16 protein-coding genes and 2 pseudogenes are annotated in these 22254 nt (G+C 69.4%); 6 read left to right on the forward strand and 12 right to left on the reverse strand.

Going from position 1 to position 22254, the window contains the following annotated elements; translation table 11 throughout:
- Window positions 1-70: 70 nt before the first annotated feature.
- Window positions 71-481 carry an SSI family serine proteinase inhibitor gene (locus J7E93_RS07565; RefSeq protein ID WP_215066681.1) on the reverse strand — a complete coding sequence of 137 codons (411 nt, stop codon included), beginning with the start codon at window positions 479-481 and terminating at the stop codon, window positions 71-73.
- Between the two features lie 626 nt (window positions 482-1107).
- Between J7E93_RS07565 and J7E93_RS07570 the strand changes: the two genes are divergently transcribed.
- On the forward strand, window positions 1108-2976 hold the full coding sequence (locus J7E93_RS07570) for a UvrD-helicase domain-containing protein (RefSeq protein ID WP_251066190.1): 1869 nt from the start codon (window positions 1108-1110) through the stop codon (window positions 2974-2976).
- Between the two features lie 373 nt (window positions 2977-3349).
- Here J7E93_RS07570 and J7E93_RS07575 read toward each other — a convergent pair whose 3' ends face one another.
- The 8 genes from J7E93_RS07575 to J7E93_RS07610 all read right to left on the reverse strand — a co-directional run bounded on the left by J7E93_RS07575 (window position 3350) and on the right by J7E93_RS07610 (window position 12250).
- A complete protein-coding gene (locus J7E93_RS07575) occupies window positions 3350-4414 on the reverse strand; it encodes a DUF6083 domain-containing protein (protein WP_308368012.1) in 1065 nt (354 codons plus the stop codon).
- 397 nt (window positions 4415-4811) lie between these two features.
- Window positions 4812-5213: a DUF6009 family protein gene (locus J7E93_RS07580; protein WP_215066685.1), complete on the reverse strand. Its 402-nt coding sequence runs from the start codon at window positions 5211-5213 to the stop codon at window positions 4812-4814.
- Window positions 5210-6733 carry a phage/plasmid primase, P4 family gene (locus J7E93_RS07585; protein ID WP_215066687.1) on the reverse strand — a complete coding sequence of 508 codons (1524 nt, stop codon included), beginning with the start codon at window positions 6731-6733 and terminating at the stop codon, window positions 5210-5212. Before J7E93_RS07585 ends, J7E93_RS07580 begins: the two co-directional genes overlap by 4 nt.
- Window positions 6730-7839, reverse strand: coding sequence for a bifunctional DNA primase/polymerase (locus J7E93_RS07590; protein WP_215066689.1), 1110 nt, complete (start codon window positions 7837-7839; stop codon window positions 6730-6732). The genes J7E93_RS07585 and J7E93_RS07590 overlap by 4 nt, the downstream gene beginning before the upstream one ends.
- A gap of 483 nt (window positions 7840-8322) precedes the next feature.
- The gene (locus J7E93_RS07595; protein WP_215066691.1) at window positions 8323-8634 is read right to left on the reverse strand and encodes a hypothetical protein; all 312 of its coding nucleotides are present in this window, start codon (window positions 8632-8634) and stop codon (window positions 8323-8325) included.
- Between the two features lie 20 nt (window positions 8635-8654).
- A complete protein-coding gene (locus J7E93_RS07600; RefSeq protein WP_215066693.1) occupies window positions 8655-9599 on the reverse strand; it encodes a replication-relaxation family protein in 945 nt (314 codons plus the stop codon).
- 15 nt (window positions 9600-9614) lie between these two features.
- Window positions 9615-11786, reverse strand: a complete 2172-nt coding sequence (locus J7E93_RS07605; RefSeq protein ID WP_215066695.1) for an ATP/GTP-binding protein — start codon at window positions 11784-11786, stop codon at window positions 9615-9617.
- Complete coding sequence (locus J7E93_RS07610; protein WP_215066697.1) at window positions 11783-12250, reverse strand: hypothetical protein; 468 nt, start codon at window positions 12248-12250, stop codon at window positions 11783-11785. Before J7E93_RS07610 ends, J7E93_RS07605 begins: the two co-directional genes overlap by 4 nt.
- A gap of 541 nt (window positions 12251-12791) precedes the next feature.
- Here J7E93_RS07610 and J7E93_RS36845 point away from each other — a divergent pair.
- On the forward strand, window positions 12792-13376 hold the full coding sequence (locus tag J7E93_RS36845) for a DUF6420 family protein (protein ID WP_251066202.1): 585 nt from the start codon (window positions 12792-12794) through the stop codon (window positions 13374-13376).
- Window positions 13377-13516: 140 nt separating this feature from the next.
- On the opposite strand, the gene J7E93_RS07615 is transcribed toward J7E93_RS36845, so the two are convergent.
- Entirely contained in the window at window positions 13517-13936 is a 420-nt protein-coding gene (locus tag J7E93_RS07615; protein WP_215066699.1) for a nuclear transport factor 2 family protein, read from the reverse strand.
- 1124 nt (window positions 13937-15060) lie between these two features.
- Window positions 15061-15810 (reverse strand): annotated as a pseudogene (locus J7E93_RS07620) (C40 family peptidase); the annotation flags it as partial.
- Here J7E93_RS07620 and J7E93_RS07625 point away from each other — a divergent pair.
- Window positions 15790-16071, forward strand: a pseudogene (locus tag J7E93_RS07625) (ABC transporter ATP-binding protein); the annotation flags it as partial. The pseudogenes J7E93_RS07620 and J7E93_RS07625 overlap by 21 nt on opposite strands.
- A gap of 156 nt (window positions 16072-16227) precedes the next feature.
- Here the strand turns inward: J7E93_RS07625 and J7E93_RS07630 are convergent.
- Window positions 16228-17922, reverse strand: coding sequence for a PucR family transcriptional regulator ligand-binding domain-containing protein (locus tag J7E93_RS07630; RefSeq protein WP_215066739.1), 1695 nt, complete (start codon window positions 17920-17922; stop codon window positions 16228-16230).
- Between the two features lie 310 nt (window positions 17923-18232).
- On the opposite strand from J7E93_RS07630, the gene J7E93_RS07635 reads away from it, so the two are divergent.
- The 3 genes from J7E93_RS07635 to J7E93_RS07645 are packed head-to-tail and all read left to right on the forward strand — an operon-like array spanning window position 18233 to window position 22124.
- The gene (locus J7E93_RS07635; protein ID WP_215066702.1) at window positions 18233-19123 is read left to right on the forward strand and encodes a xanthine dehydrogenase family protein subunit M; all 891 of its coding nucleotides are present in this window, start codon (window positions 18233-18235) and stop codon (window positions 19121-19123) included.
- Window positions 19124-19125: 2 nt separating this feature from the next.
- Complete coding sequence (locus tag J7E93_RS07640; RefSeq protein ID WP_215066704.1) at window positions 19126-19722, forward strand: (2Fe-2S)-binding protein; 597 nt, start codon at window positions 19126-19128, stop codon at window positions 19720-19722.
- 2 nt (window positions 19723-19724) lie between these two features.
- Window positions 19725-22124 (forward strand): xanthine dehydrogenase family protein molybdopterin-binding subunit, encoded by a 2400-nt coding sequence (locus tag J7E93_RS07645; RefSeq protein WP_215066706.1) that lies wholly within the window; start codon window positions 19725-19727, stop codon window positions 22122-22124.
- The last annotated feature ends 130 nt before the right edge of the window (window positions 22125-22254 follow it).

Genomic DNA, 22254 nt, shown 5'->3' on the forward strand with positions numbered 1-22254 from the left:
GCCTGTTTCCACCGGCCTTCTCGTCTGCGTCTCCCACCCTGCTGAGCGGTATCTCAGAGGGGCTCAGTAATCAGAAGGTGAAGAGGCTCGCGGTGTCGGCCTCCAGCTGGCAGGTGTTCTCGTAGGACCGCTCCCAGTTGACGGCGTGGCCCTTGTACGTGCCACGCGCGGTCGCGATCACGGCGTCGTTGCTCGAAACGCACGTGCGGGCGTGAGCCGGCTGCGGAAGGGCATGCAGGGCATCGAGATCCCCATCAGCCTCCGCCAGGTCGGCGCATGCCCTCTCGCGCTCGGGGTGGTCGACGCCCGGCTCACCGGGGCATGACAGCCGGACGGCTTCGGTCCACGAGCCGTCGGCCGCGCTGATGGTCAGCAGGATGCTCGCGACCTCAGGCTCGGGAGCGACGGCCGCGTGAGCGGCACCGGCCGTGCCGGTGCTAAGGAGCGCGGCGGTTGCGAACGCTGAAAGGATCTTGTTCATGATCGTCTCAACGACATTGCCGGAGCTGAGTCACTCCTGGTCAAGGACGTGCAAGCCCCTGTGTAGGCGCTCCCTGTCCGGTGAACCCTTCATCCACGGGTGTGGCCTTCCTCCGTCGGCGTGATGGCACGCTCCGAGGTAGACCGTTTCAGTGAACGCGGCAGTGCGGGCTGGCCGCGGTCCGAAACGATGCGCTCATGGCGCAAAGCGAACTCGGTGCTGGCATCGTCAGCTTCGCCGCGCGGGTGCGTGACGCCGCGCGTCGCGCGAGGGATGCAGGAGCGGCAGAGAGATCAACTCCCATCCGGGTGGCAGCGAACACACGTGAAGACGCCGTCCGGTTCCTCGCGAAGGCGTGGGTTGCCTTTTCGGCCACCCCCGGATGAGAGCCAGGGGGTGTACCGGTCCCTCTTCCCCGTCGAGGCAAGCGCCCCGCACGGCGGAACCGTTCCTCCGGACGCGGCCGGATCCTTGCGGGCGCCGGCCACGGGAGCTGCGGGACGTGGTAGAACCCTGCGTTACTGCGCGGCTACCTGACGTGCGATTCGGTGTTTCCAGAAAGGCCCTCGATGGGCGGTAAGTCGCGGACGACGTCCGGCTCACCGGACGAGTCGGCGGACGACCAGATGGCGCTGTTCACAGCCGATGCGAAGCCGAAGCCCAAGCGTCGAGGCGGCCTGGTTCCGCGCAACAAGATCCTCAATGGACTGATCCTCGGCATCGCCCGGCAGACCGGCCGCGATTACGCCGAAATCAATCACAGCCTGAACAGGAAGCTCGGGGTTTCCACCCGGTCAGGGGCCTCCGACGAGCTGCTGGACCGGGGAATCGAACTCGCGCAGCAGTACATTGACATGCTGGCACGCAACGGGAGCGGCGTCCCGGCGTTCACCCCGCCCCCGCCCGTAGCTGTTCCTCCGCAGCAGTACCGCTCGTCGCGCTCCGAGCCGGATCCCACGGCCGAGCAGCAGCAGGCGATCGAGGCGATGACCAGCGGGGAACACTTCGTAATCCAGGCTGGCGCCGGGACGGGCAAGACGACGACGCTCGCGATGCTGGCGCGAGCCGTGGCGAGCAGGCGAGGCATGTTCCTCGCGTTCAACCGGCCGGTGGTCGACGAGGCGGCCCGCAGGTTTCCAGGTCACGTGGAATGCCGGACCGGGCACAGCCTGGCTATGACCGCCCTTCGGTACCGGTACGGTCACCGGCTCAATCAGCCGCGTGAGCCGGGCTGGAAAGTCGGCGAGCGCCTGGGGATCAGCCAGAGAACACAGGTGCGCCTCGGGGCGAGGCTCCTCACGAACAGGACCCTTTCCTACGTCGCTTTGCAGACACTGGCCCGCTTCTGCCACTCGGACGACGACGAGATCCTACCCGTGCACGTCCCCCGGCTCCGCGGCCTGGACGACATGTACCGGGGCGACTTGGCGCAGTTCGTCCTTCCGTACGCCCGTCGGGCCTGGCGGGACGTACAAGACCCAAAAGGCGACCTCGTCCGGTTTGACCTGAACCACGCACTCAAGATCTGGGCCCTGACCGAGCCCCGGATCCGCAAAGACTTCCTGCTCCTGGACGAAGCGCAGGACACCAATCCGGTGATGGAGAAGGTCTTCAACGCCCAGCGCTCCCACGCGCAACTGATCATGGTGGGAGACTCGGCCCAGGCCATCTACGGGTGGCGAGGTGCCCGCGATGTGATGACCGGCTTCGACGGCCAGCAGCTGACCCTGTCGCAGTCCTTCCGGTTCGGACAGCGCCTCGCCGACGAGGCAAACCGATGGCTGGCGATCGTCGAGTCACCGTTGCGGTTGCGCGGCACACCCACCATCGACACCCGCATCGGGCCTCTGGACGAAGTGGACGCGCTGCTGTGCCGCACCAACGCCGGCGCGATCTCGGAAATCTTCACACTGCTCGACGAGGGCAAGAAGGTGGCGCTGGTCGGCGGGAAGAAGGCACTCACCGAACTCGCGAACGCCGCCGGCGCGCTGAAGGAAGACAGGCGTCCGTCCCATCCCGACCTGGTCCTCTTCAAGAACTGGGACGAGCTCGTCGAGTACGCGAAGGAGGACCCGGACGGGGCGGACCTACTGCCCCTTGTGGACATCATCGAGGACCACGGCGTCGAGATGGTCCTCTCCGCGATGAGGGAGCTGCACCTCGAGGACGACGCTGAAGTCACTGTCTCGACGGCCCACAGGGCCAAGGGTCGGGAGTGGCCGCGGGTCCGCATCGCGGCCGACTTCCGCGAGCCGGTCTCGCGCGAGCGGGATCTCGAAGGAAACAGCATCCCCGCCCCCATTCTCCTTGAAGATGCCCGGCTCGCCTACGTGGCCGTCACTCGGGCGAGGAAGCAGCTTGACCTCGGCGGGCTGGAGTGGATCGAGACCCACCCTGACGGGCAGTTCGGATCCTCGCCGCCGCCCGGGCCGCCGGTCAGTGGGCCCCCCACTGCCCCATCCCCGTGGGACCGACTCGGTCCTCCATCCACCTGACACCCTCCGAAGGAGACACGGGCATGTCCGATGCCGTTGAAGAACCTGCCGCCGCACCGTTCGCTCCCCTGCACGCATACGCTCTGACGTATCCCTGTCCAACGTGCGGAGCAGCCGCGGGGACTCTCTGTGACGCGCCGCAGAAGAATGGCTCCCTGGATTCAGGGAGTGCACGGCAGGGAGGTCGTCGACAAGGACACGGTCCATCCAGTCCGGGAGCTGGTCTCCCTGGAGGCCGTGGAGCATCTCGGCGAAGTCGTGGACGTGCCGTGCGGCGGCGTCGAGGTGAGGGCAGGCCGTACGGATCTCCTTCAGTTCCGCGGTGTCCGTCGGTCCGCTCGCGCCCTGCCGGATAGCGCTTGCGGACAGTCGGTCAGAACACGGGTGGCGGAGGATCGCTCCTCCACTTCGCATGGACCCTCTCCCGGCGGGCCGCTACCGGCGCGCACTGCCAGCACAGCCAGTCCTTACTCTGCGGCTCGTAGCTGCGGTTCGTGCAGTTCGCGCACTTGTACCTGCCGGGACTCGGCCTGAACAGCGACGCGCCGCTCTCGATCTTTCGCTTGTAGAGGTCTTCGGGCCTGTCGTACACGATGAACTCGCTGTGCCGGAGGGTTTCGAAGCGCAGCCATTCATCCATCGTCGCGTCGGGGGCGGTAGTGGATTCGTGGGCGGTACAGCGCTGGTAGCGCCACCGTCGCCATGCATCCGTGTAGAGGGCGGTCAGGCTGTAGACCCACATCTTCTGACCTGCCCAGAGCGTCGCTGCTCCGGCGCGGCCGCTCGGCATCGGGATGTCGACCTGTTCCCAGTGGCCTTCCGGGCGCTCCGGGTCGAAGACGGTGTTGTTGCATCGCTGATTCGTTGTGGTGGCCCTCACGATGCACTGCACCTTGTCGATCGCCGTCGGCGCCAGGAAACGGGCAGGCGGGTAGTCGATGATGTGCCGGACAGGGCTCTCGATGCGGATGAACTGCTCGCTGACCTCGGTCTCTGTGACCTCTCGCTCTCGCTGGGCAGGAACGAACTCGCCCTTGTCGATCCAGGCCTTGGTCTGAACCGCATAGCGGAGCCTGAGTCCCTGGAAGGCTGTCAGGTCGTCGTCATGCTCGACGGCGGGGCAGATCGCCGGATGGGCGATCCGGCAATGCCCCGTGCCGTCGTCGCCGTAGTGGGCGATCCCGTTGAAGATCGACCATCGAAGGTGCTCGTACACGAGGTGCGACGGAAACTCCTGTACAAGCATGGGGAGCCACTCGTCGTTGTCCTGCCGCTGGAACCAGTCGATGGGGTGGTTGCAGTATCGGCACCGGCTGATCGCATCCCGGCGAAGGGTCTTCGACGCGCTGTTCTTGTGGATCCAGATGTGCCTGCGTTCCCACCGGCATGCTTCTGTCTCATCGACTGGGCTGCCGTCCCAGTGCCTTCCACTTGTCACACGTGATCACATAAGGCATGAGAACCCACGCTTGGTACTGAATAGGCGCTAGATCACCTTTTCGGCCCAACGGCTTTCACGAGCTGGAGCGGTGAGGTTTCGCTTCCAACGACCCCAGGGGCCGTACCTGGCCCGGGGCGCGTCCGGGTCGTACGCGATCACACCAAGCCAACGCCAGGGGCGCCCGGGGTTTGAGCAGAGCCCGGTCTTGTGGGAGACAGCTCCGGTCGATTGGATCCCGTTTGGGGCTGTCGATCACGGCAGGCCTTCAGCGACCCAAGCGACTCTAGGTCGGACATAGCGTCGAGTACCCCACCAACGCTCGTGCGCTCTCCTTCACTGAGGACCATCTGCACCCGCAACCGAGTAGGCCCCCGGCAGCAGCCGGGCCCTGCGGCTACAGCGGGAGCGTTATTCCGAGCTCCTGCATCGCGGTCGACGGCGGGCCGCCTTCGGAGCGTTCGGTCTTTCTGCCCTTGGTTCGGGGAGCGAGCGTCCGGGGGTCGATGCCTTCAGACGGGCCGGCCTCGCGGTACAGCCCGCCGGGGACTGTGTCGCGGTCGTTTGGCTGGAGCCAGAAGACGCGTCGACGGAAGGTCCCGGAGGCTCGTGACGCCTTCGCGGTGGGCCCAAGGATGGCGTAGCCGATCATGCGGCCTGGGCGGAAGTACGGCGGCCTGCCGCCGCGGGTGGGCAGGCGGTCAAGGGTCTGGCGGACGTAGTCGAGCTGTTCGATGTCCTCGAGCCAGACCAGTTCGATTTCGTGCTTGATCTCGTCGTCGCTGATCAGGGCACTCATGCCATCTCCTCGTCGGCGAGCAATCCGATGCCAGGGTAATACTTCCTCGAATTCGACACTTTCATCTCTTTCGGGGATGACAGGCCGACGAGCTCGCGGGTTCGCTGTGCGAAAGCGCGGCTGGTCGCCGGCGGGGAGCCTTCGCTCGAGCACCAGGTCCTGTAGGCGTCGTAGAGCGTTTTCTGCTCGGTGCGGGCCTCCGGGCTGAGGACGCAGGCCTCATCGTAGAAGCGTCCGGTGTGGTCTTCGGTCTCGGCGTACGCCGTGGTGGCGATGCGGACCTTGTCGGGGCCGGTGAGGTCCTTGTCGCCAGCGAGGTAGCGCCGGGCCCCTTCGATGAGCCAGTTCAGGATGCCGGGGCCTTCTTCGGCGACCAGGATGTCGGCGAGGTTGTCGATCTTCCGGTCGTCGGGGACGGTGCGCTCGAAGGGGATGAGGCGCATGCGGCGCCAGAAGGCGAAGCCGCCGGTCCCGACTTCGGGGCGGTGGTTGCCGAGGAGCCAGAGCTTGTGGGTGGGCTCGAAGCTGAAGAAGTCCTGCCTCATGCGGCGGGCCTTGATCCGGTCGCCTCCGGTGAGGTGCTTGACGCGGGCTTCGTCGAACTTGTCGCCGGGCTTGACCTCGGAGCAGACGATGATGCGTCGGCCGTGGAGCTCGGCGAGGTCGGTGGGGTGGCCTTCGTAGGGGCGGGCCATCAGGAAGCCGGGCGGGGCGGCGTCGGCGTAGTCGCCCATCAGTTTCATGAAGAGGTCGAGGAGGACCGATTTGCCGTTTTTGCCCGCCCCGAAGAGGAATGGCATCACCTGGGCGCCGACGTCTCCGGTGATCGAGTAGCCCAGGAGCAACTGGAGGTATCCGATCATCTCGGCGCCTTCGGGGCCGTCTCCGAAGGTGTCCGTCAGGAACTGGATGAACCTCGGGGTGGGCATCGGGGTAGGGCCCGTGAAGGTGGATCGGGAGTTGAAGTCTCTGTTCGGGTCAGGGGTGCGCAGCAGGCCTGTGCGCAGGTCGACCACGCCTGCTGGAGTGCACAGGACGTAGGGGTCGGCGTCCAGGAGGGCGGCGTTGAGGACCATGCCGGGGGCAGTCCTGGCCTGGGCGAGCATCGCGTTGATGCCAGAGGTGCTCAGTGCGCGCTTCCGGTGCTTCCTCAGGGCCTCCGTGGTGTGGACTCCGCGGGGGTCGCTGGAGGCGATTTCCTCTCCGATCTCACCAGCGGCCCACAGGACGGTGTCGTCCTCGTCCATCTGCCAGCGGGTGGTGTCCCAGCGGTACCAGCTCAGGCCAGGGACGTAGCGGAAGTCGGAGGCGTAGATCTGCGCGAAGAGCTTGGCGTTGCCTCGGTCGGTGAGGCTGTCGGGAAGCAGGCCGTGGGCGGTGGCGGGCCCGTCGACCGGGGCCGGCTTCGTTGCGCCTTGAGCGGGAACGGGAGCCGTGTTCTTCGCGATGATCTGTTCGGCGATTACCTGCGGATCGAAGTCGAAGAGGACGTCCTCGCTGCCGCCGATGGGGCTGGTCACGGGCGGCTCCCGGTACGGAGGGGGTTTCGGGATCCGGCGGCCATGCCGCTGCGGATGATCTGTGCGGAGCGGCGCTCCTGCCCGGGGCGGGCTAGGTCTGCGGTTTCGTGCAGGATGCGCTCGGCTTCGTCGTGGGAGAGGTGACCGGCGGCTGCCAGGCCTCCTGCCGTGTAGGCGGCGCGGTTGAGCTTCTCGGAGAATCCTGCGCCTTCTGCCAGGGCTCCGCAGGCGGTCACCTCGGCAAGGACCGTCGACAGGGCCTTGGTTGCCTGGACGGCACCGCCGCCAGCTGCGACGACGGCTTGCCGGGCTCGGGCCGGGACGGGTCGAGGCGCCGGAATGTGGGCGGGCGGGAGATGGTTGGTGCGCTCCAGCTCCTGGGCGAGCCACTGCGGGAGCGGTGCTGGGATGCGTTCGGGCCCGACGGGGGTGTAGGTGCCGGCCGTCGTGGTGGTACCGGGAGCGATGATGTAGCCGCCGTCGGCGCGCACGTCGACCTGCCAGGCGAGGGCTCGGCCGGTACCGGAGCCGGTGGAGCACTGCCAGCGGCGGGCGTCGGTGGCGCGGTACCAGACGTGAAGGCCTCCCGAGGGAGTGCGCACGCGCAGGGTGTTGGTGTCGGTGGCCGGGTTCTCCTGGTTGCGGAGGGCTGCCAGGACGGCAAGGGTGTGGAAGCCGGTGGTCATCGCAGAGACGTCGATGTCGTCAGCGATGGCGATGCCTGGGAGGAGCCTGTCCCGGGGCGGCGGAGGTGCGGGGTGGGCGTCGATGTCGATGACCACGAGGTTCGCCGGTCCGCACGCGACCGCAACACCCATCTGAGGGCGCTGTCCCCACCACTGCAGGATCCGGTTCATGTCGAGCGTTGCCGCGTGGAAGCCGTGGCACCAGCGGCCTGCCGCCCGGCAGGAGCAGGTTCGGCGGTCGTGGTGGCGCGGCCGGCATTCCGGGCAATTGGCCGCGGGCGTCTTCTTGCCCGGGGCGAGCGGGTGGACGGGCCATCCGTGGCTGGCGCACCACCTGGCGAGGGCGAGCGACCCAGCGACTGAGGTAGGGCGCGGCTCGGTTGTTGAGTCGCTGATGGAAACCCGCAGGTCAGCAGGCATCTTCTTCCCCCATCAGCGACTGAAGCGACTCAAGAACGGAGACAGCCTAGCGAAAAGGGCCGTTCGGGGGGATTACCTGTCCCCCGGGCGTGGCGAGGGGCCTGAAGGAGCGACTGAAGCGGAGCCGAGCCACTCGGCGCAATTGAGTCGCTGCCTTCAGTCGCTCCACGAAACCACAGGTCAGAGGCATTCCCCAACCGTTGACAGCGACTGAAGCGACTGAAGTTCCCTATTTATCAGGCACACACGCGCACACAGGAGGAGCTGATATACCCGACCTTCAGTCGCTTGAGTCGCTGCCTCATGAGTGACAGGGCTCTGACCTGCGGTTTTCTTCAGCGACTGAAGCGTTGCTCGGTCGCTTACGTTCAGTCGCTGACCCACCGAGAGGCAGCTGGCTCTCCCCAGCTACCGAAGCGACTCAAGCGACTCAAGCGACTCAAGCGACTGAGCCACGGACATCGGCCGACGAACGCACGCCTCTCAGCTGCGGTGACGAGGTTCAAGCAGCAGGTCTTCGATCGTTCCCTGGCCGCCGGTCTGGTTGATCCAGCCTTCGAGTATGTGCTGGATGATCTGCCGGGCGGTCACGCGGTACTCCTCCGGGCAGGTCTCGCTCTGGGAGAGGGCACCAATGGGCCGGGTGTGGCAGTACAGGGCAAGCATTTCGCCGATGAGCGGGGAGAACGGCCGGGTGATGGCCTGGGCTTCGTCGCACAGCCGGTACTCGTGGGGTGCCAGGGGCTCGGTCGAGGCGGCTTCGGTCTTCGTGCGGCGGATCTTGGTGAGGAGCACGTGAGGTCCTTCCGGTGCGCTCAGGCTGCGAGGCTGACGGGGCGTAGCCAGGCGTCGGCGTTTTCGGCGGGGCCGAGGATCGGGGTGAAGATCGGTTCGAAGGGGCCGCGGTGCTGCAGCAGGCCGAGGGTGGTGACGCCAGCGCGCAGCCCGGTGTTGGTGAGCGCGGGGTCGCTGGCGGCGAGGCTGCGCAGGTCGGCGATGCGCCGGGCTAGGCGTGAATCGGAGGCGCCGGTGAGAACCAGCAGCAGGCGTGGGAAGGCGGGGTAGCGGTAGCGCCAGGCAGGCGTGGTTGTGGTCCGCCGGCCCGCTTTGGCGCCGCGGCCGACGGGTTGCTGCGGCGTGTAGGCGTAGTAGGCGGCGTAGGCGTGGAGCTTCTGCGCGAGGCGCGCGATGGTCATCTGGGTGCGGTCGACCTCGATGAAGAACGTGAGCAGGGTCCGTTGGCGGGCTGCGGTGTCGGTGTGGACGTAGTTGAGGACGGCGTCGGGGACGAGGTTGAGGTCCTCGCCGGGACGGGAGTCGTCGCGGTAGTAGTGCGCGGTCTCGGGTGACCAGTCGAGGGGGCCGCATTCGTGGCCCAGGCGGCGGGCCCAGTCGACGAACGCCAGGCCCGTCTCCACGGTGGCGAGGGTGTGTTCCTGCAGCGGGCCGAGAGCCGCCTCCGGGCTCATCCGGTATGGACGCTGCGGCAGCAGCCCGACCGATTCGACGGCGTTGGCGCCCTTCTCGGTCAGCCACCACAGCAGCTCGGTCTGGCCCGAGACGCGACGGCCGACCGTCTCGGCCAGGCCGGTCTCCCGCAGGGTGTGGAGCTGGCGGCGCAGGTATTCGGCTCGGGTGTGGTGCGGGGTGATGAGCTGGTGTAGCTGTCTGGTTGAGACCAGGCGGTGCTGGTAGAGGACCTGGGTTGCCTGCTGGGCGATCTGTCCCAGGCCCGTGGGGCCAGTGTGTGGGTACGGCATCGGAGTGCTCCCGGTTCAGTCGATGAGGGTGGTGGGGTCGCCGGCGCCGGTGGAGCCGGGGCGGCGGCCGGTGTGGTGGGCGAGCACGACGGCGTCCAGGTCCTCGAGGGCGGCGAGGATTTCCCCGACGGGCCGGCGGCGGAGGTTGGTGTCGATCGCCTGGTCCAGGTCGGGCACGCCGGCGGGGTTGTCGTAGTGGGCGAACAGTTCCTCGACCGGCAGGCCGCGAACGCGGAAGGGTTTGGTCGGGGTGCCGTTCAAATTGATCGACATGACGTAGTGGTATTTCGGGAGCCCGGTGATGGTCTCCGGCGTGACGTGTCCGTTCCACCGCCGGGCGACGAAAGCGGCCTCGTCGAAGTCGGCCGCGCAGGTGGAGAGCAGGGACTGGTTCTGCAGCAGTGACTGCCGGGTGATTGCCGACAGGCGCAGCGCCATCTGCGTCATGCCGATGAACCGCACCTCGTACTTGCGCAGCTGCTCGGCGATGGCGGCGAGGAAGCCCTTCGACGAGGAGTCCAGGGCGGTGAGCTCATCGCCCCAGGCCCAGAACGTCCTGCGCTCGTCGCGTGGGGTGTCCTGGCGGGACAGGCCGGCGCGGTGCAGATCGTGGATGAGCAGGCAGGAGACAAGAGCGTCGCTCTCGCTGCCCGACGGGCAGACGAACACGACACGACTGGTATCCATCGCCGTGCGGACGTCGTAGGCGGAGCGTGGGCTGCCGAAGAAGGCCTGCAGGGCCTGGGAGGTGTCGAGCCGGTCGATGGCGTAGGTGACGGTCGGCACGGCGTCATTGGCGAGCTTCGGGAACGTCTTTTCCCAGTAGTCGCGCACTCGCTGCGGCAGCTTCGGCAGCAGGGCCTCGCGCCACTCTTCATCCGTCAGCCAGCTCCGCAGCTGGAACAGGGTGCACTGGGCGTCGAGTTCACCGGCCTGGACCGCCTGGTGGTTGAGGAGCGCCAGGGCCTGGGCGCCGCGGGCGAGGATGGTCCGGGCGCGCGGGGCGCTGTCGCCCCAGTCCTGGGCGGCGGCGATGCCCTCGGTGACCGAGCGGACGACGTCCTTCACGGCGCTGAGGGAGCGGCCCTCCATGGACAGCGGATTCCAGGACGCCACCAGCTGGTCCGGCTCGGAGTGGGCCAGGTTGATCTCCCAAACGCGTGAGGCGATGTGGGGGTGGGCCAGGTACGGCTTCGCCCGCACCCATCCCTCGCCGTGCGGGTCGAGGAACCAGGTTCCGTATCCGGAGTGGGCCATGGCGATGCACTGCACCAGCGCGGCCTCGGTCTTGCCGTGGCCGGACTTGCCCAGCTGCAGGCCGAAAAGGAGGTCTTTCACCCGGGCGGCGCCGATCCGCTCGCGGCCGTCGGAGTAGATGACGGCGCCGAGCGGCACCAGGTGCCGCTGGCCGGTGTAGACGGGCAGGTCCGACGGCGCCGGGGGGACCAGGCCGCCGGAGCGCACCACGCTGGAGGCGCGGCACTTCACGGTCGGCGGCTTGAGGAAGCCGGCCAACTCCGGAACGGTCAGCCACTGCCGCTTGCGGGGGGCGAACTCGCCGGTGGCGAAGCGCCGGTCGAAGTGGGCGATCCGGCAGCGGGTGCGCGGGCGGCGGGGCTTGAGGTAGTTCTCCCCGGAGGTGGCGGCGAACGCGGCGAGCAGCTGGTTCATGCGGGCCAGAGCGGCCTGCGGGTGCGCGGCCTCGGTGCGCAGCAGCAGCTGTACCGCGAACACCGCGCCGGCCGAGGGCTCGAACTTGCCGACGCCGTCGCGAAGGTCGGTCATGCGGGGCAGACGCTCGCCGCGGCCGCTGGCTGTCTTGCCGCCGGACCAGGCGGCGGTGACCGAGCCCCACACTCCTCCCCCGCCGAGGCCGCCGGTCAGGCGCTCGCCGTACGCGGAGGGACCGCGGCGCTTGGATTGGGCGAGCAGCCGGCGCCGGCGCCTGGCGAGATGCCGTTCCCGGACGGGGACCACGTCCAGGACGACATCGGCGCGCTCGCCGGCCTCGGTGCGTACCGAAGCCATGGCGGCGGCCAGTTGCTGGAGCGGATCGGGGTTGAGGCCGAGGGATGCCAGCGGCTTCTGGTCGCCCATGGCCACAGTGAGCTCGGCGCGCTGCACGTAGCGGCGGGCGGGCGGCCGGGGGGCGGCGGTGGGCTTGGTGAAGTCGACGGTGGCGGTCACTTTGCCCCCTCGCGGGGTGCGGGGAAGCGGACGGGCTGGATGTCCTTCTGCGCGCGGTGGGCGCGGACTTCGACCTCGGCAAAGCCTGGCATGGCCAGGACGGCGGCCGCAGTGGCCGGGCCCTCGAGGAAGCAGCGCATTTTGCCGTCCTCGGCGCTGTAGCGCAGCCGGGCGGCCGAGCCGCGGGCCGGGACGCCCTGAGTGGAATGGTGGACGCGCCCCAGTTGGCGTGCCCAGCGGCCCACTTCCCCTTCGCTCGGGTCGAAGGTGCTGGTGGGCACGACTTCCAAGGTGACCCGGTCGGCGAGGGCGGCGCGTACGAGGCGGGCGCGCCGGATGGCCCACCAGATCCACACGGCCAGGGCGACCGGGGAAGCGGCCGCCAGGTACGGGGCTGCGGTACTGGCCCAGGTGCATAGGTTGGCGAGGACTTCGTCGGCGGCCGGCAGGTTGGCGATGTTCATGCCGGCCGCCGGGCGGTCATCCGGAGCGCTGGGGTGTCCTGCACGGTGGCCTCCTGATCGGTGCGGGGTGGAACTCCCTTCACCTGGACCAAGTCAGGCCGTGCGGCCGATTCAGACACCGACCGTGAGACTTTGCAATGCCTTTACATTCGGCGGGCTGCCCAGTCCGGAAGACACCGGTGACACCAGGTGCCTCACTCGCCCCAGTGCGGGGTGGGACCGGCGAGCGCGCGGCGCGGAGGCGACCTCGGCGCCGCCCGCGAAGGCGGTGAGTCTCAAGGCCCAGTCCTGGACGTCAAGGGGTTCGAAGTGCCAGACGAGATCGCCTATGTAGGTGAACCAGTCCTGGCCCATCCGTTGGGGGCGTCGGTCCCGGCGAGGTAGAGGCCGTAGCGGTATCGGGTGTCCTCGTCCCAGGTGCGGCCGCGGACTTCCTGGCCGTCGGGTTTCACGTATGCCCCGGCGAGCCAGCCCTATTTCCGGCGTATTCCGGCTGGCCTCCTACTGCATCCAGGCGAAGTGCCGGCATCGCGCCGCGTACATGGGCGGGGACCTGCGGTCGTTCGAGGTGCGCACCGGCAGCATCCCGCTCACCGCGTTCGTGCGCGCCGCGCTCGCGGTCGAGCTGGGCGACTTCACCCTCGCCGACCGGCTTCTGGAGGAGACCGAAGCGCGGTTCGGTCTCCTCCAGAAGCCAAGGTGCAGGCCGGGCTGCCGGGCTTCAGGGGGTGCGCAGCGGCAGGGCCTGCCGGACCGGTCCGTGTGCGGGTCGGGTCGGGCCGGGGCCGCGTCCGTCGGCGGGTGGTCGGGGGCAACGGCTGCGGCGGGCTCGGCGCGGGCCTGCGTCGTCACGCCGAGGGTGCCGATCGCGAGTACGGGCAGGCCGAAGGCGAAGGTGAGCCGGTCGCGCCAGGGCAGCGGGGAGGGCAGGGCATGCCGGGGCGCCGGGCGTAACCCGGGCTCCTCGATGCCGCACCACCGGCCGGTTACGGCTGCGTGTGAGAGTAGCCCCGTGTGTAGCTCTGGCCCTTGGTTGGCGCCGGGGAAGATCACCAGCGGTCGCCGGGCACGGCTTGGGCCATCTGTTCGAGCTTCGCAAGCAGGAGTTGGCAGTCGGCTGCAATAAGGGGTCCCCTTCTCGGTGACCGTGCCTGCGGGTGCCGGGTGCGTGAGACGTTCGGCGAACGGCCGGCTTCCGCCAGGGCAGGGCCGGAACAGCCCTGGCGGGTACCGGGGGGCAGACGAGTCACTAGGGAGGGCGAGGGCTTAGGTTTCGCCGCGTGCGGGATTAGGCGTGGTGAGGTTCCGGACGGCGGAGTCGATGTCCTCACTGGCCGCATCGACTTCCTCCATGTAGAGACGGGCCCATGCAATGCGCTCTTCCTGAACACCGAGGATCATGACACCTCGCATCTCAAATCGCGTGGAGTTCTCTCGGTTCCCCTGCCAGCGCCACTCGGTCCACTCCACACCGTCTGCCTCAGCCATGGCCAACGCCAGAATTTCAGCCCGCAGGTCTGGGAGCGTGCGGAAGAAGACCGACCAGTTTCTGCGGACCTGCTCCCGGCCGTGGAACGCGCGGGCCGGGTGCGCTGGCTGCTCGCTGCGGTAGTCCTGGTGGAAGCAGTCCACGAAGGCATCTAGATCATGATTGTTGATCGCCTGACAGAGCCGCTCAGCAATCATTACGGCCTCCCTCTTTCGCCTTCGCCCTCGCGCCGGGGAAGGGCGGTCGCACCTGCTCTGATGGTGCCACGTACGTCAGCCGCCGGCGCTCAATGACTGGTGCGCGATGCAACCGTCGATAGTTCGCTGGGGAGAAGGAATCCTGAACACCCCCAGCAACGTCGGGGGGAGGGACATCGAAACAGGGTGGAGTTATGCAGGTCGTGATACGCAGGCGCGCGGCGTCGGCCATGTGCGCTTTTGCTGCTTGCGGAGCGTTGGCCGAACCCGCTGTCGCCGGACAAATCACGCCGCCGTCACAGGGGCAGCAGGCCCAGACGACGTTGGCCGTGGAGTAGGACGAAGGGTGGCTGACCGGCTCTGGTCGCCAAGGCTCCGATCTCGCCGGCCGCCGCCTGACCCGTGTCTCCCAGCTCGTGGTGAGTGATGGGGAACGGCCTGCACAAACCCTCCAGACCAGCAGAGGATGGCTGCGGCCCCGGGTGATCAGCCATGACGTCCCGGGGCCACTCTTCACCGGCCGATTGAACCAGGTGAGAGGGGACACGGCCTGCTCCATTGCCGGGCGGACACACAGCGGGCCGCCGACACACCCGCACGGGCGCGTCAGCCCGTCAACGCGCCGCGCCCCACTAACGACACGGACGCGTCAACCCAGCACGCGGGCCAAAGGCAGCAGAGCACCGCCCCGCGGAGCCTTATAGGCCCGGTCAGGTGCCGGGGCCCCCGCCTCCGCCGCCCGGCTCACGACACACGAGGAAATCCACCAGCCCAGACAGCCACGTCAGCACGGGGGGGGCCTTCGCCCCCTCCGCCACCACCCTCGCCAGGGCAGACGCACGGCCGAACCCCCGTGTTGCTCACCGTGTCCGGTCCGCCTCCGCCGCCTCCGCCGCCTCCGCCGGTCCCGCTGTCAGGCGGGCACAGGCACAGCCGGTAGGCGAAGCCCACCAGGCCGGGGCCGCCGGGGCCGCCGCCACCGCCTCCGCCGGGCGGACAGCAGAACGGATACTCTCCTTGGCCACGCAGGCCCAGGAGATCACCACCCACGACAGGGCCCCCGGCGCCCGTCACGGCCGGCGTAGTCCGATCACCCGCATGTGCGACGGCGGCGCCGTGTGCGGTCAGCCGACGACCCGGCGGGCCACCAGGACCTTGCCGTGTCCCGCGAGCTTGGCCACCTCCACGACGCGCCCCGGCCGTGGTGCATGCACGACCAGGCCGTCCCCGATGAACATGGACACGTGCTCAGGGCGGGAGGCGCTGCCCTCGGTGAAGACCAGGTCACCCGGCTGCAGAGCGCCCGCTGGTACCGCCCGCCCGTCGTTGATCTGCGTGTACGTGGTGCGCGAGATCTTCACGCCGGCGATGCCGTACGCGCGCTGCATCAGGGAGGAACAGTCGCATCGGTCGCGGGGGTTGGTGCCGTGCGGGTTGGTGCAGGTGCCTCCCCATTGGTACGCCGTGCCGAGCTGTCCGAGGGCCCATCGGATGGCGTTGCGGACCTGGAGAGGGGCAGTGACAGGGATCTGGTAGCCCTCGGGCAGGGTGCCAGCAGGGATGTCGCCGTAGTCGATGCCGGCCTGGGTGACACAGTCGGCGCCGAAGCTGCTGGCGAACGCGGGCGTGCCAGCGGGGCCTGCGGCCGCACCGCCGAGCGTTGGAGCGATGGCCTGCTGCAGCGCGGTGGCCAGCGGTTCGTGCTTGGCGTAGGCGTTCGGGAAGCCGGACTTCTGCACCTTCTGCGCGGCGACGGTGAGCGGCATGCTCTCCCAGTCCTTGACCGACTTGAGTGCCTTGTAGAACTTCGTGGACGCGTACACCGGGTCCATGATCTGGCTGCGCGTGCCCCAGCCCTGGGACGGGCGCTGCTGGCCTCGCCGCGGGTCCTGGTCCTCGACGAGACGACGGCGAACCTGGACGCGGCGGGGGAGGCGGAACTGACGGCGGCGCTGGCGGCCGCGCACGGTGCGGGGGACCGCACGACCGTGGTGATCGCCCACCGCCCGTCCACGATCCGCCGGGCGGACCGGATCGCGGTCCTGGAGGGGGGCCGGGTGGTGGAAACGGGCACGTGGGACGAGCTGACGGCGCGGGGCGGGCGGTTCACCTCGCTCCTGACCCGCACGCCGTGACGGGCCCCGTCACGCCGGTGACGTGGCCCGTGTACGCCGTGGCGGGGGCCCGGGGCGGCCCGGGGCGGCCGCAGACGGCCCAGACACCCCGGGGCGGCCCAGGGCCGGGCCGGGGGGCCTCCGCCCCCTCCCCGAGCCCCGAGCCCCGAACCCCGATCAGCTCATCCGCAGTGCCAGGAAGAAGTCCAGCTTGTCCTCCAGGCGTGACAGGTCCCGGCCCGTCAGTTGCTCGATCCGGCCGATCCGGTAGCGCAGGGTGTTCACATGCAGGTGCAGACGGGTCGCGCAGCGGGTCCAGGAGCCGTCGCAGTCCAGGAACGCCTCCAGCGTCGGGATGAGCTCGGCCCGGTGGCGGCGGTCGTAGTCGCGCAGCGGGTCCAGGAGACGGGCCGTGAACGCGCGACGGACGTCGTCCGGGACGAACGGCAGCAGCAGGACGTGGGAGGCCAGCTCGTGGTGACCGGCCGCGCAGACGCGGCCGGGGCGGGCGGCGGCGACACGGCGGGCGTGACGGGCCTCCTCCAGCGCCCCGCGCAGCCCCTCCGCGGAGTGGACCGCGGCGCTGACGCCGAGGGTCAGGCGCCCGTCGTCGGCCAGGCCGGACGACAGGGGGTCCCGTACGGCGGCGAGCAGCGCGTCGGCGTGCAGGCCGACGCCGGTGGCCTGGCCCTCGTCCTCGCTGTCCGGGAGCGGGCCCGCGGGCAGCGGGACCAGGGCGATGGCCTCGTCGCCGTGGTGGGCGACGGCGATCCGGTCGGCGGAGTCGGCGCCCACGGTCGCCGGGTCGACCAGGATCTCCTCCAGGAGCGCCTGGGCGACCGGGCCGGTGTCCACGGTGCCCGCTCCGGCCTCGGGCTCCCATTCCACGCGGGCCACGACGACCTGCCAGTGCGGCGCGGTCCCGAGGCCCGGCAGCAGGACGGGGGCGGCCACCCGCAGGCGAGCGGCGATCTCGGCGGGGGCGGCGCCCGCCTGGACCAGTTCGAGGACTTCCTGGGCGAGCCGGCGCCGTACCGTACGGGCCGCGTCGCGCCGGTCACGCTCCACGGCGATCAGCTGGGTGACGCCCTGGAGCAGGTCGAGCCGCGCGGCCGGCCAGTCGCTCGCGTCCGCCTCGACGGCCAGCAGCCAGTCGGAGAGCACCGTCTCGCGCACGTCGCGGGAGGCCGGTGCGGCGCCGCGCCCGGTGTTGCGGATCGGGAAGAGGGAGAAGGTGGTTCCGCCGGTGGACAGGCGGTGGGGGCCGCGCCGTCCGGTCCTGGTCGCGGCCAGGTGCTCGCCCGCCAGGGTGGCGGCGAGGCCGCTGTCCAGCGGCTCCCCCGCGCCGGCGATCTGGCGCCCGGTGGGGGAGAGGACCCAGGCCCGCAGGTCGAGGTCCGAGCCGAGGAGGTCGAGGACGACCTCGGGGCCGCCGCCCGCCGGACCGGAGGTCATCAGACGCCGGTGGCGGTCCACGACGGCCGCCAGGTCGCCCGCACGCTCGCCGGAGACCTGTCGAACAACGTGTTCCGTGATCGTCGCGAACGCAACGGACTCGTTCACAGCGAACAGCGGCAGCCGATGGCGCGAACACGCCTGTACGAGATCGTCGGGGATGTCGCCGAGCTCGGCCTCGCCGGCCGCGAGCCCGGCGACCCCGGCGGAGGCCAGGATCCGGACGAACGGCTCGGCGTCCTCCGGGTCCCGGTACCAGGCGAGGCCGGTGAGGACCAGCTCACCTCCGGAGAGATACCGGCTGGGGTCCTTGAGGTCCGTCGTCATCACGCCCCGGACGGTGCGGTCGAGCTCGTCCTCACCGCCGAGCAGGCGCAGCCCCAGCGCGTCGGTTTCCAGCAGTGCGCGCAGCCGCATCTCGTCGCCGCCGTTCCTTCTCGTCATTCGCGAAAACTGTCGCGTTGTCGTCGGTGGCGTGGTGCCACCGTTTCCAGGGGAAAACGGCGAGGTTACTGAGCCCCGCCTTTCGTTCGAATCTACAAGACGAGGAAGGTCACCAGCCAACTCCTTCATGTTTTCGGTGACTGCACCCGGGCGAGACCTGGCTTGTGTACTAGGCCACACCACGTGAACAGCACATGAACACGAAATCGAAGTCGAGGGCCGGCCTTCCCCCGGGCCCGCGCGACGGACCCCCGATCACTAGAAGCACAAGAAGAGAGCCACCATGGACTTCCTTCGCCCCGCCAGCTGGGAGGAGGCGCTCGCCGCCAAGGCAGAGCACCCCACGGCCGTGCCCATCGCAGGTGGTACCGACATCATGGTCGAGATCAACTTCGACCACCGGCGTCCCGAGTACCTCCTGGACCTGAACCGTATCGAACTGTTGCGCGAGTGGGAGGTCGGCGAGGAGAACGTCCGCCTCGGTGCCTCCGTTCCGTACACCCAGATCATGGAGCAGCTGCGGACCGAGCTGCCGGGGCTGGCGCTCGCCTCCCACACCGTCGCCTCGCCGCAGATCCGCAACCGCGGTGGTGTCGGCGGCAACCTGGGCACCGCGTCGCCCGCCGGTGACGCGCACCCCGCGCTGCTCGCCGCAGGGGCCGAGGTCGAGGTCGAGTCGGTGCGCGGCAATCGGTTCATCCCGATCGACGAGTTCTACACCGGTGTGAAGCGCAACGCGCTGCAGCCCGACGAGCTCATCAAGACCGTCCACATCAAGAAGGCGGACGGCCCCCAGCAGTACTCCAAGGTCGGCACGCGCAACGCGATGGTCATCGCCGTCTGCGCCTTCGGCCTGGCGCTCCACCCGGAGACCCGGACCGTCCGCACCGGCATCGGTTCGGCCGCACCGACCCCGATCCGCGCCAAGGAGGCCGAGGCCTTCCTGAACGCGGCTCTGGAGGAGGGCGGTTTCTGGGAGAGCGGCAAGATCATCACCCCCTCGATCGCCAAGCAGTTCGCCGACCTGTGCTCGGGTGCGGCGAACCCGATCGACGACGTCCGAGGCACCGCCAAGTACCGCCGCCACGCCGTCGGCATCATGGCTCGCCGCCAGCTCGGCTGGACCTGGGAGCAGTACCGCGGCACCGGCCGCACGCTTGAGGGAGCTGCATAACCATGCGCGTCAATTTCACGGTCAACGGTCGTCCGCAGGAAGCCGACGACGTCTGGGAGGGCGAGTCCCTCCTCTATGTCCTGCGTGAGCGCCTGGGGCTGCCCGGCTCCAAGAACGCCTGCGAGCAGGGCGAGTGCGGTTCCTGCACGGTCCGTCTGGACGGTGTGCCGGTCTGTTCGTGTCTGGTCGCCGCCGGCCAGGCCGAGGGCCGCGAGGTCGTCACCGTCGAGGGCCTGGCGGAGTACGCCAAGCAGCGTGAGGAGCACGGCGGTTGTGCCTCCGGCGCCTGCGGCACCTCGCTCGACGCGGCCAAGAAGTGGGAAGCCAAGCCGGGTCAGGACTCGCAGACCGGCGAGGGTGTCGAACTGTCCCCGATCCAGCAGGCGTTCATCGACGCCGGTGCCGTGCAGTGCGGTTTCTGCACCCCGGGCCTGCTGGTCGCGGCCGACGAGATGCTGGAGCGCAACCCGTCGCCGACGGACGCGGACATCCGCGAGGCGCTCTCCGGCAACCTCTGCCGCTGCACCGGTTACGAGAAGATCCTCGACGCGGTCCGCCTCGCGGCCGCTCGCCAGGAGCGCCAGGGAGAGGCGGTCTGACGATGGCTGAGAACACACGCACCGTTCCGGTGGGTACGCCCACCGAGGTCACCCAGAACCACACCAAGGGCGGCGTCGGCGAGTCCACCCTCCGCCCGGACGGCACCCTCAAGGTCACCGGCGAGTTCGCCTACTCCTCGGACATGTGGCACGAGGACATGCTGTGGGGCCAGATCCTGCGGTCCACGGTCGCGCACGCCGAGATCGTGTCCATCGACACCTCCGAGGCCCTCGTGATGGACGGCGTCTACGCCGTCCTGACGCACGAGGACCTGCCGGCCGCGAAGAACTACGGCATGGAGTTCCAGGACACGCCGGTTCTCGCCTACGGCAAGGTCCGTCACCACGGTGAGCCGGTCGCCCTCGTGGCCGCCGACCACCCGGAGACCGCGCGCCGCGCCGCCGCGAAGATCAAGGTCGAGTACAGGGAGCTGCCCCTCATCACCGATGAGGCCTCGGCGACCGCTCCCGACGCGATCCTGGTCCACGAGAACCGGGACGACCACCACTCCGGCCACGTGCCGCACCCGAACATCGTGCACCGCCAGCCGATCATCCGCGGCAACGCCGACGAGGCCGCCAAGAAGGCCGACGTCATCGTCAAGGGCGAGTACACCTTCGGCATGCAGGACCAGGCCTTCCTCGGCCCCGAGTCCGGCCTCGCGGTGCCCGCCGAGGACGGCGGCGTCGACCTGTACGTCGCCACCCAGTGGCTGCACTCGGACCTCAAGCAGATCGCCCCCTGCCTCGGCCTGCCCGAGGAGAAGGTCCGTATGACGATGGCCGGCGTCGGCGGCGCGTTCGGCGGCCGCGAGGACATCTCGATGCAGATCCTCGCCTCCGTGCTCGCGCTGCGCACGGGCAAGCCGGTGAAGATGGTCTACAACCGCTACGAGTCCTTCTTCGGCCACGTCCACCGGCACCCGGCGAAGCTCTACTACGAGCACGGCGCCACCAAGGACGGCAAGCTCACGCACATGAAGTGCAAGATCGTGCTCGACGGCGGCGCGTACGCGTCGTCCACGGCCTCGGTCGTCGGCAACGCCGCCTCCCTCTCGGTCGGTCCGTACGTCGTCGAGGACGTCGAGATCGAGGCGATCGGCCTCTACAGCAACAACCCGCCCTGCGGCGCGATGCGTGGCTTCGGCGCGGTCCAGGCGTGCTTCGCGTACGAGGCACAGATGGACAAGGTGGCCGCCAAGCTCGGTATGGATCCGGTGGAGTTCCGCCAGATCAACGCCATGGAGCAGGGCACGACCATGCCGACCGGCCAGATCGTGGACTCCCCGGCCCCGGTCGCCGAGCTGCTGCGGCGGGTCAAGGCCCGCCCGCTGCCGCCGGAGCGCCAGTGGGAGGCCGCCGGCGAGGGCGCGGACGTCCGCGCGCTGCCGGGCGGCCTGTCGAACACCTCTCACGGTGAGGGTGTGGTGCGGGGCGTCGGTTACGCCGTCGGCATCAAGAACGTCGGCTTCTCCGAGGGCTTCGACGACTACTCGACCGCCAGGATCCGCATGGAGGTCATCAACGGCGAGCCCGTCGCCACGGTCCACACCGCCGCGGCGGAGGTCGGCCAGGGCGGTGTCACCATCCACGCGCAGATCGCCCGCACGGAGCTCGGCGTCCAGCAGGTCACCATCCAGCCCGCCGACACCCAGGTGGGATCGGCCGGTTCGACGTCCGCGGGCCGCCAGACGTACATGACCGGCGGCGCCATCAAGAACTCCTGCGAGATCGTCCGGGAGAAGGTCCTGGAGATCGGCCGGCGCAAGTTCGGCTCGTACCACCCGGCGTGGGCCACCGCCGAACTCCTCCTCGAGGGCGGCAAGGTCGTCACCGACGGCGGCGAGGCCCTCGCCACCATCGCGGACGTCCTCGAGGACCAGGCCGTGGAGGTCGAGGAGGAGTGGCGCCACCGCCCCACCCAGGCCTTCGACCTGGTCACCGGCCAGGGCAACGGCCACGTCCAGTACGCCTTCGCCGCGCACCGCGCGGTGGTGGAGGTGGACACCGAGCTCGGCCTGGTCAAGGTCATCGAACTGGCCTGTGCCCAGGACGTCGGCAAGGCGGTCAACCCCCTCTCCGTCGTCGGCCAGATCCAGGGTGGCACCACCCAGGGCCTGGGCGTCGCGGTGATGGAGGAGATCATCGTCGACCCGAAGACCGCGAAGGTGCGGAACCCCTCCTTCACGGACTACCTGATCCCGACCATCCTCGACACGCCGACCATCCCGGTCGACTACCTCGAGCTGGCGGACCCGAACGCCCCGTACGGAGTACGCGGCATCGGTGAGGCCCCGACCCTGTCGTCCACCCCGGCCGTCCTCGCGGCGATCCGGAACGCGACGGGCCTGGAACTCAACAAGACGCCGGTCCGCCCCGAGGCGCTCACCGGCACCCTGTAGGACTCTCCGGGCGGTGCGTGCCTCCCAGGAACGTCACACTTCCCGCCCGCGCCGCCCGGAGCCCCGGCACCACCCCGCAGTACCAGCACCACCCCGCAGTACCGAGCATCATCAGATTGACCTGATTCAT

The organism is Streptomyces sp. ISL-36 (assembly GCF_018614205.1).
Classification (GTDB): Bacteria; Actinomycetota; Actinomycetes; order Streptomycetales; family Streptomycetaceae; genus Streptomyces.

What these genes read in the sequence shown, in the direction of transcription:
- J7E93_RS07565 (WP_215066681.1), bottom strand. Translation starts at nt 481, where the DNA reads ATGAACAAGATCCTTTCAGCGTTCGCAACCGCCGCGCTCCTTAGCACC.
- J7E93_RS07570 (WP_251066190.1), top strand. Translation starts at nt 1,108, where the DNA reads ATGGCGCTGTTCACAGCCGATGCGAAGCCGAAGCCCAAGCGTCGAGGC.
- J7E93_RS07580 (WP_215066685.1), bottom strand. Translation starts at nt 5,213, where the DNA reads ATGAGTGCCCTGATCAGCGACGACGAGATCAAGCACGAAATCGAACTG.
- J7E93_RS07590 (WP_215066689.1), bottom strand. Translation starts at nt 7,839, where the DNA reads ATGCCTGCTGACCTGCGGGTTTCCATCAGCGACTCAACAACCGAGCCG.
- J7E93_RS07600 (WP_215066693.1), bottom strand. Translation starts at nt 9,599, where the DNA reads ATGCCGTACCCACACACTGGCCCCACGGGCCTGGGACAGATCGCCCAG.
- J7E93_RS07610 (WP_215066697.1), bottom strand. Translation starts at nt 12,250, where the DNA reads ATGAACATCGCCAACCTGCCGGCCGCCGACGAAGTCCTCGCCAACCTA.
- J7E93_RS36845 (WP_251066202.1), top strand. Translation starts at nt 12,792, where the DNA reads ATGGGCGGGGACCTGCGGTCGTTCGAGGTGCGCACCGGCAGCATCCCG.
- J7E93_RS07615 (WP_215066699.1), bottom strand. Translation starts at nt 13,936, where the DNA reads ATGATTGCTGAGCGGCTCTGTCAGGCGATCAACAATCATGATCTAGAT.
- J7E93_RS07630 (WP_215066739.1), bottom strand. Translation starts at nt 17,922, where the DNA reads ATGCGGCTGCGCGCACTGCTGGAAACCGACGCGCTGGGGCTGCGCCTG.
- J7E93_RS07635 (WP_215066702.1), top strand. Translation starts at nt 18,233, where the DNA reads ATGGACTTCCTTCGCCCCGCCAGCTGGGAGGAGGCGCTCGCCGCCAAG.
- J7E93_RS07640 (WP_215066704.1), top strand. Translation starts at nt 19,126, where the DNA reads ATGCGCGTCAATTTCACGGTCAACGGTCGTCCGCAGGAAGCCGACGAC.
- J7E93_RS07645 (WP_215066706.1), top strand. Translation starts at nt 19,725, where the DNA reads ATGGCTGAGAACACACGCACCGTTCCGGTGGGTACGCCCACCGAGGTC.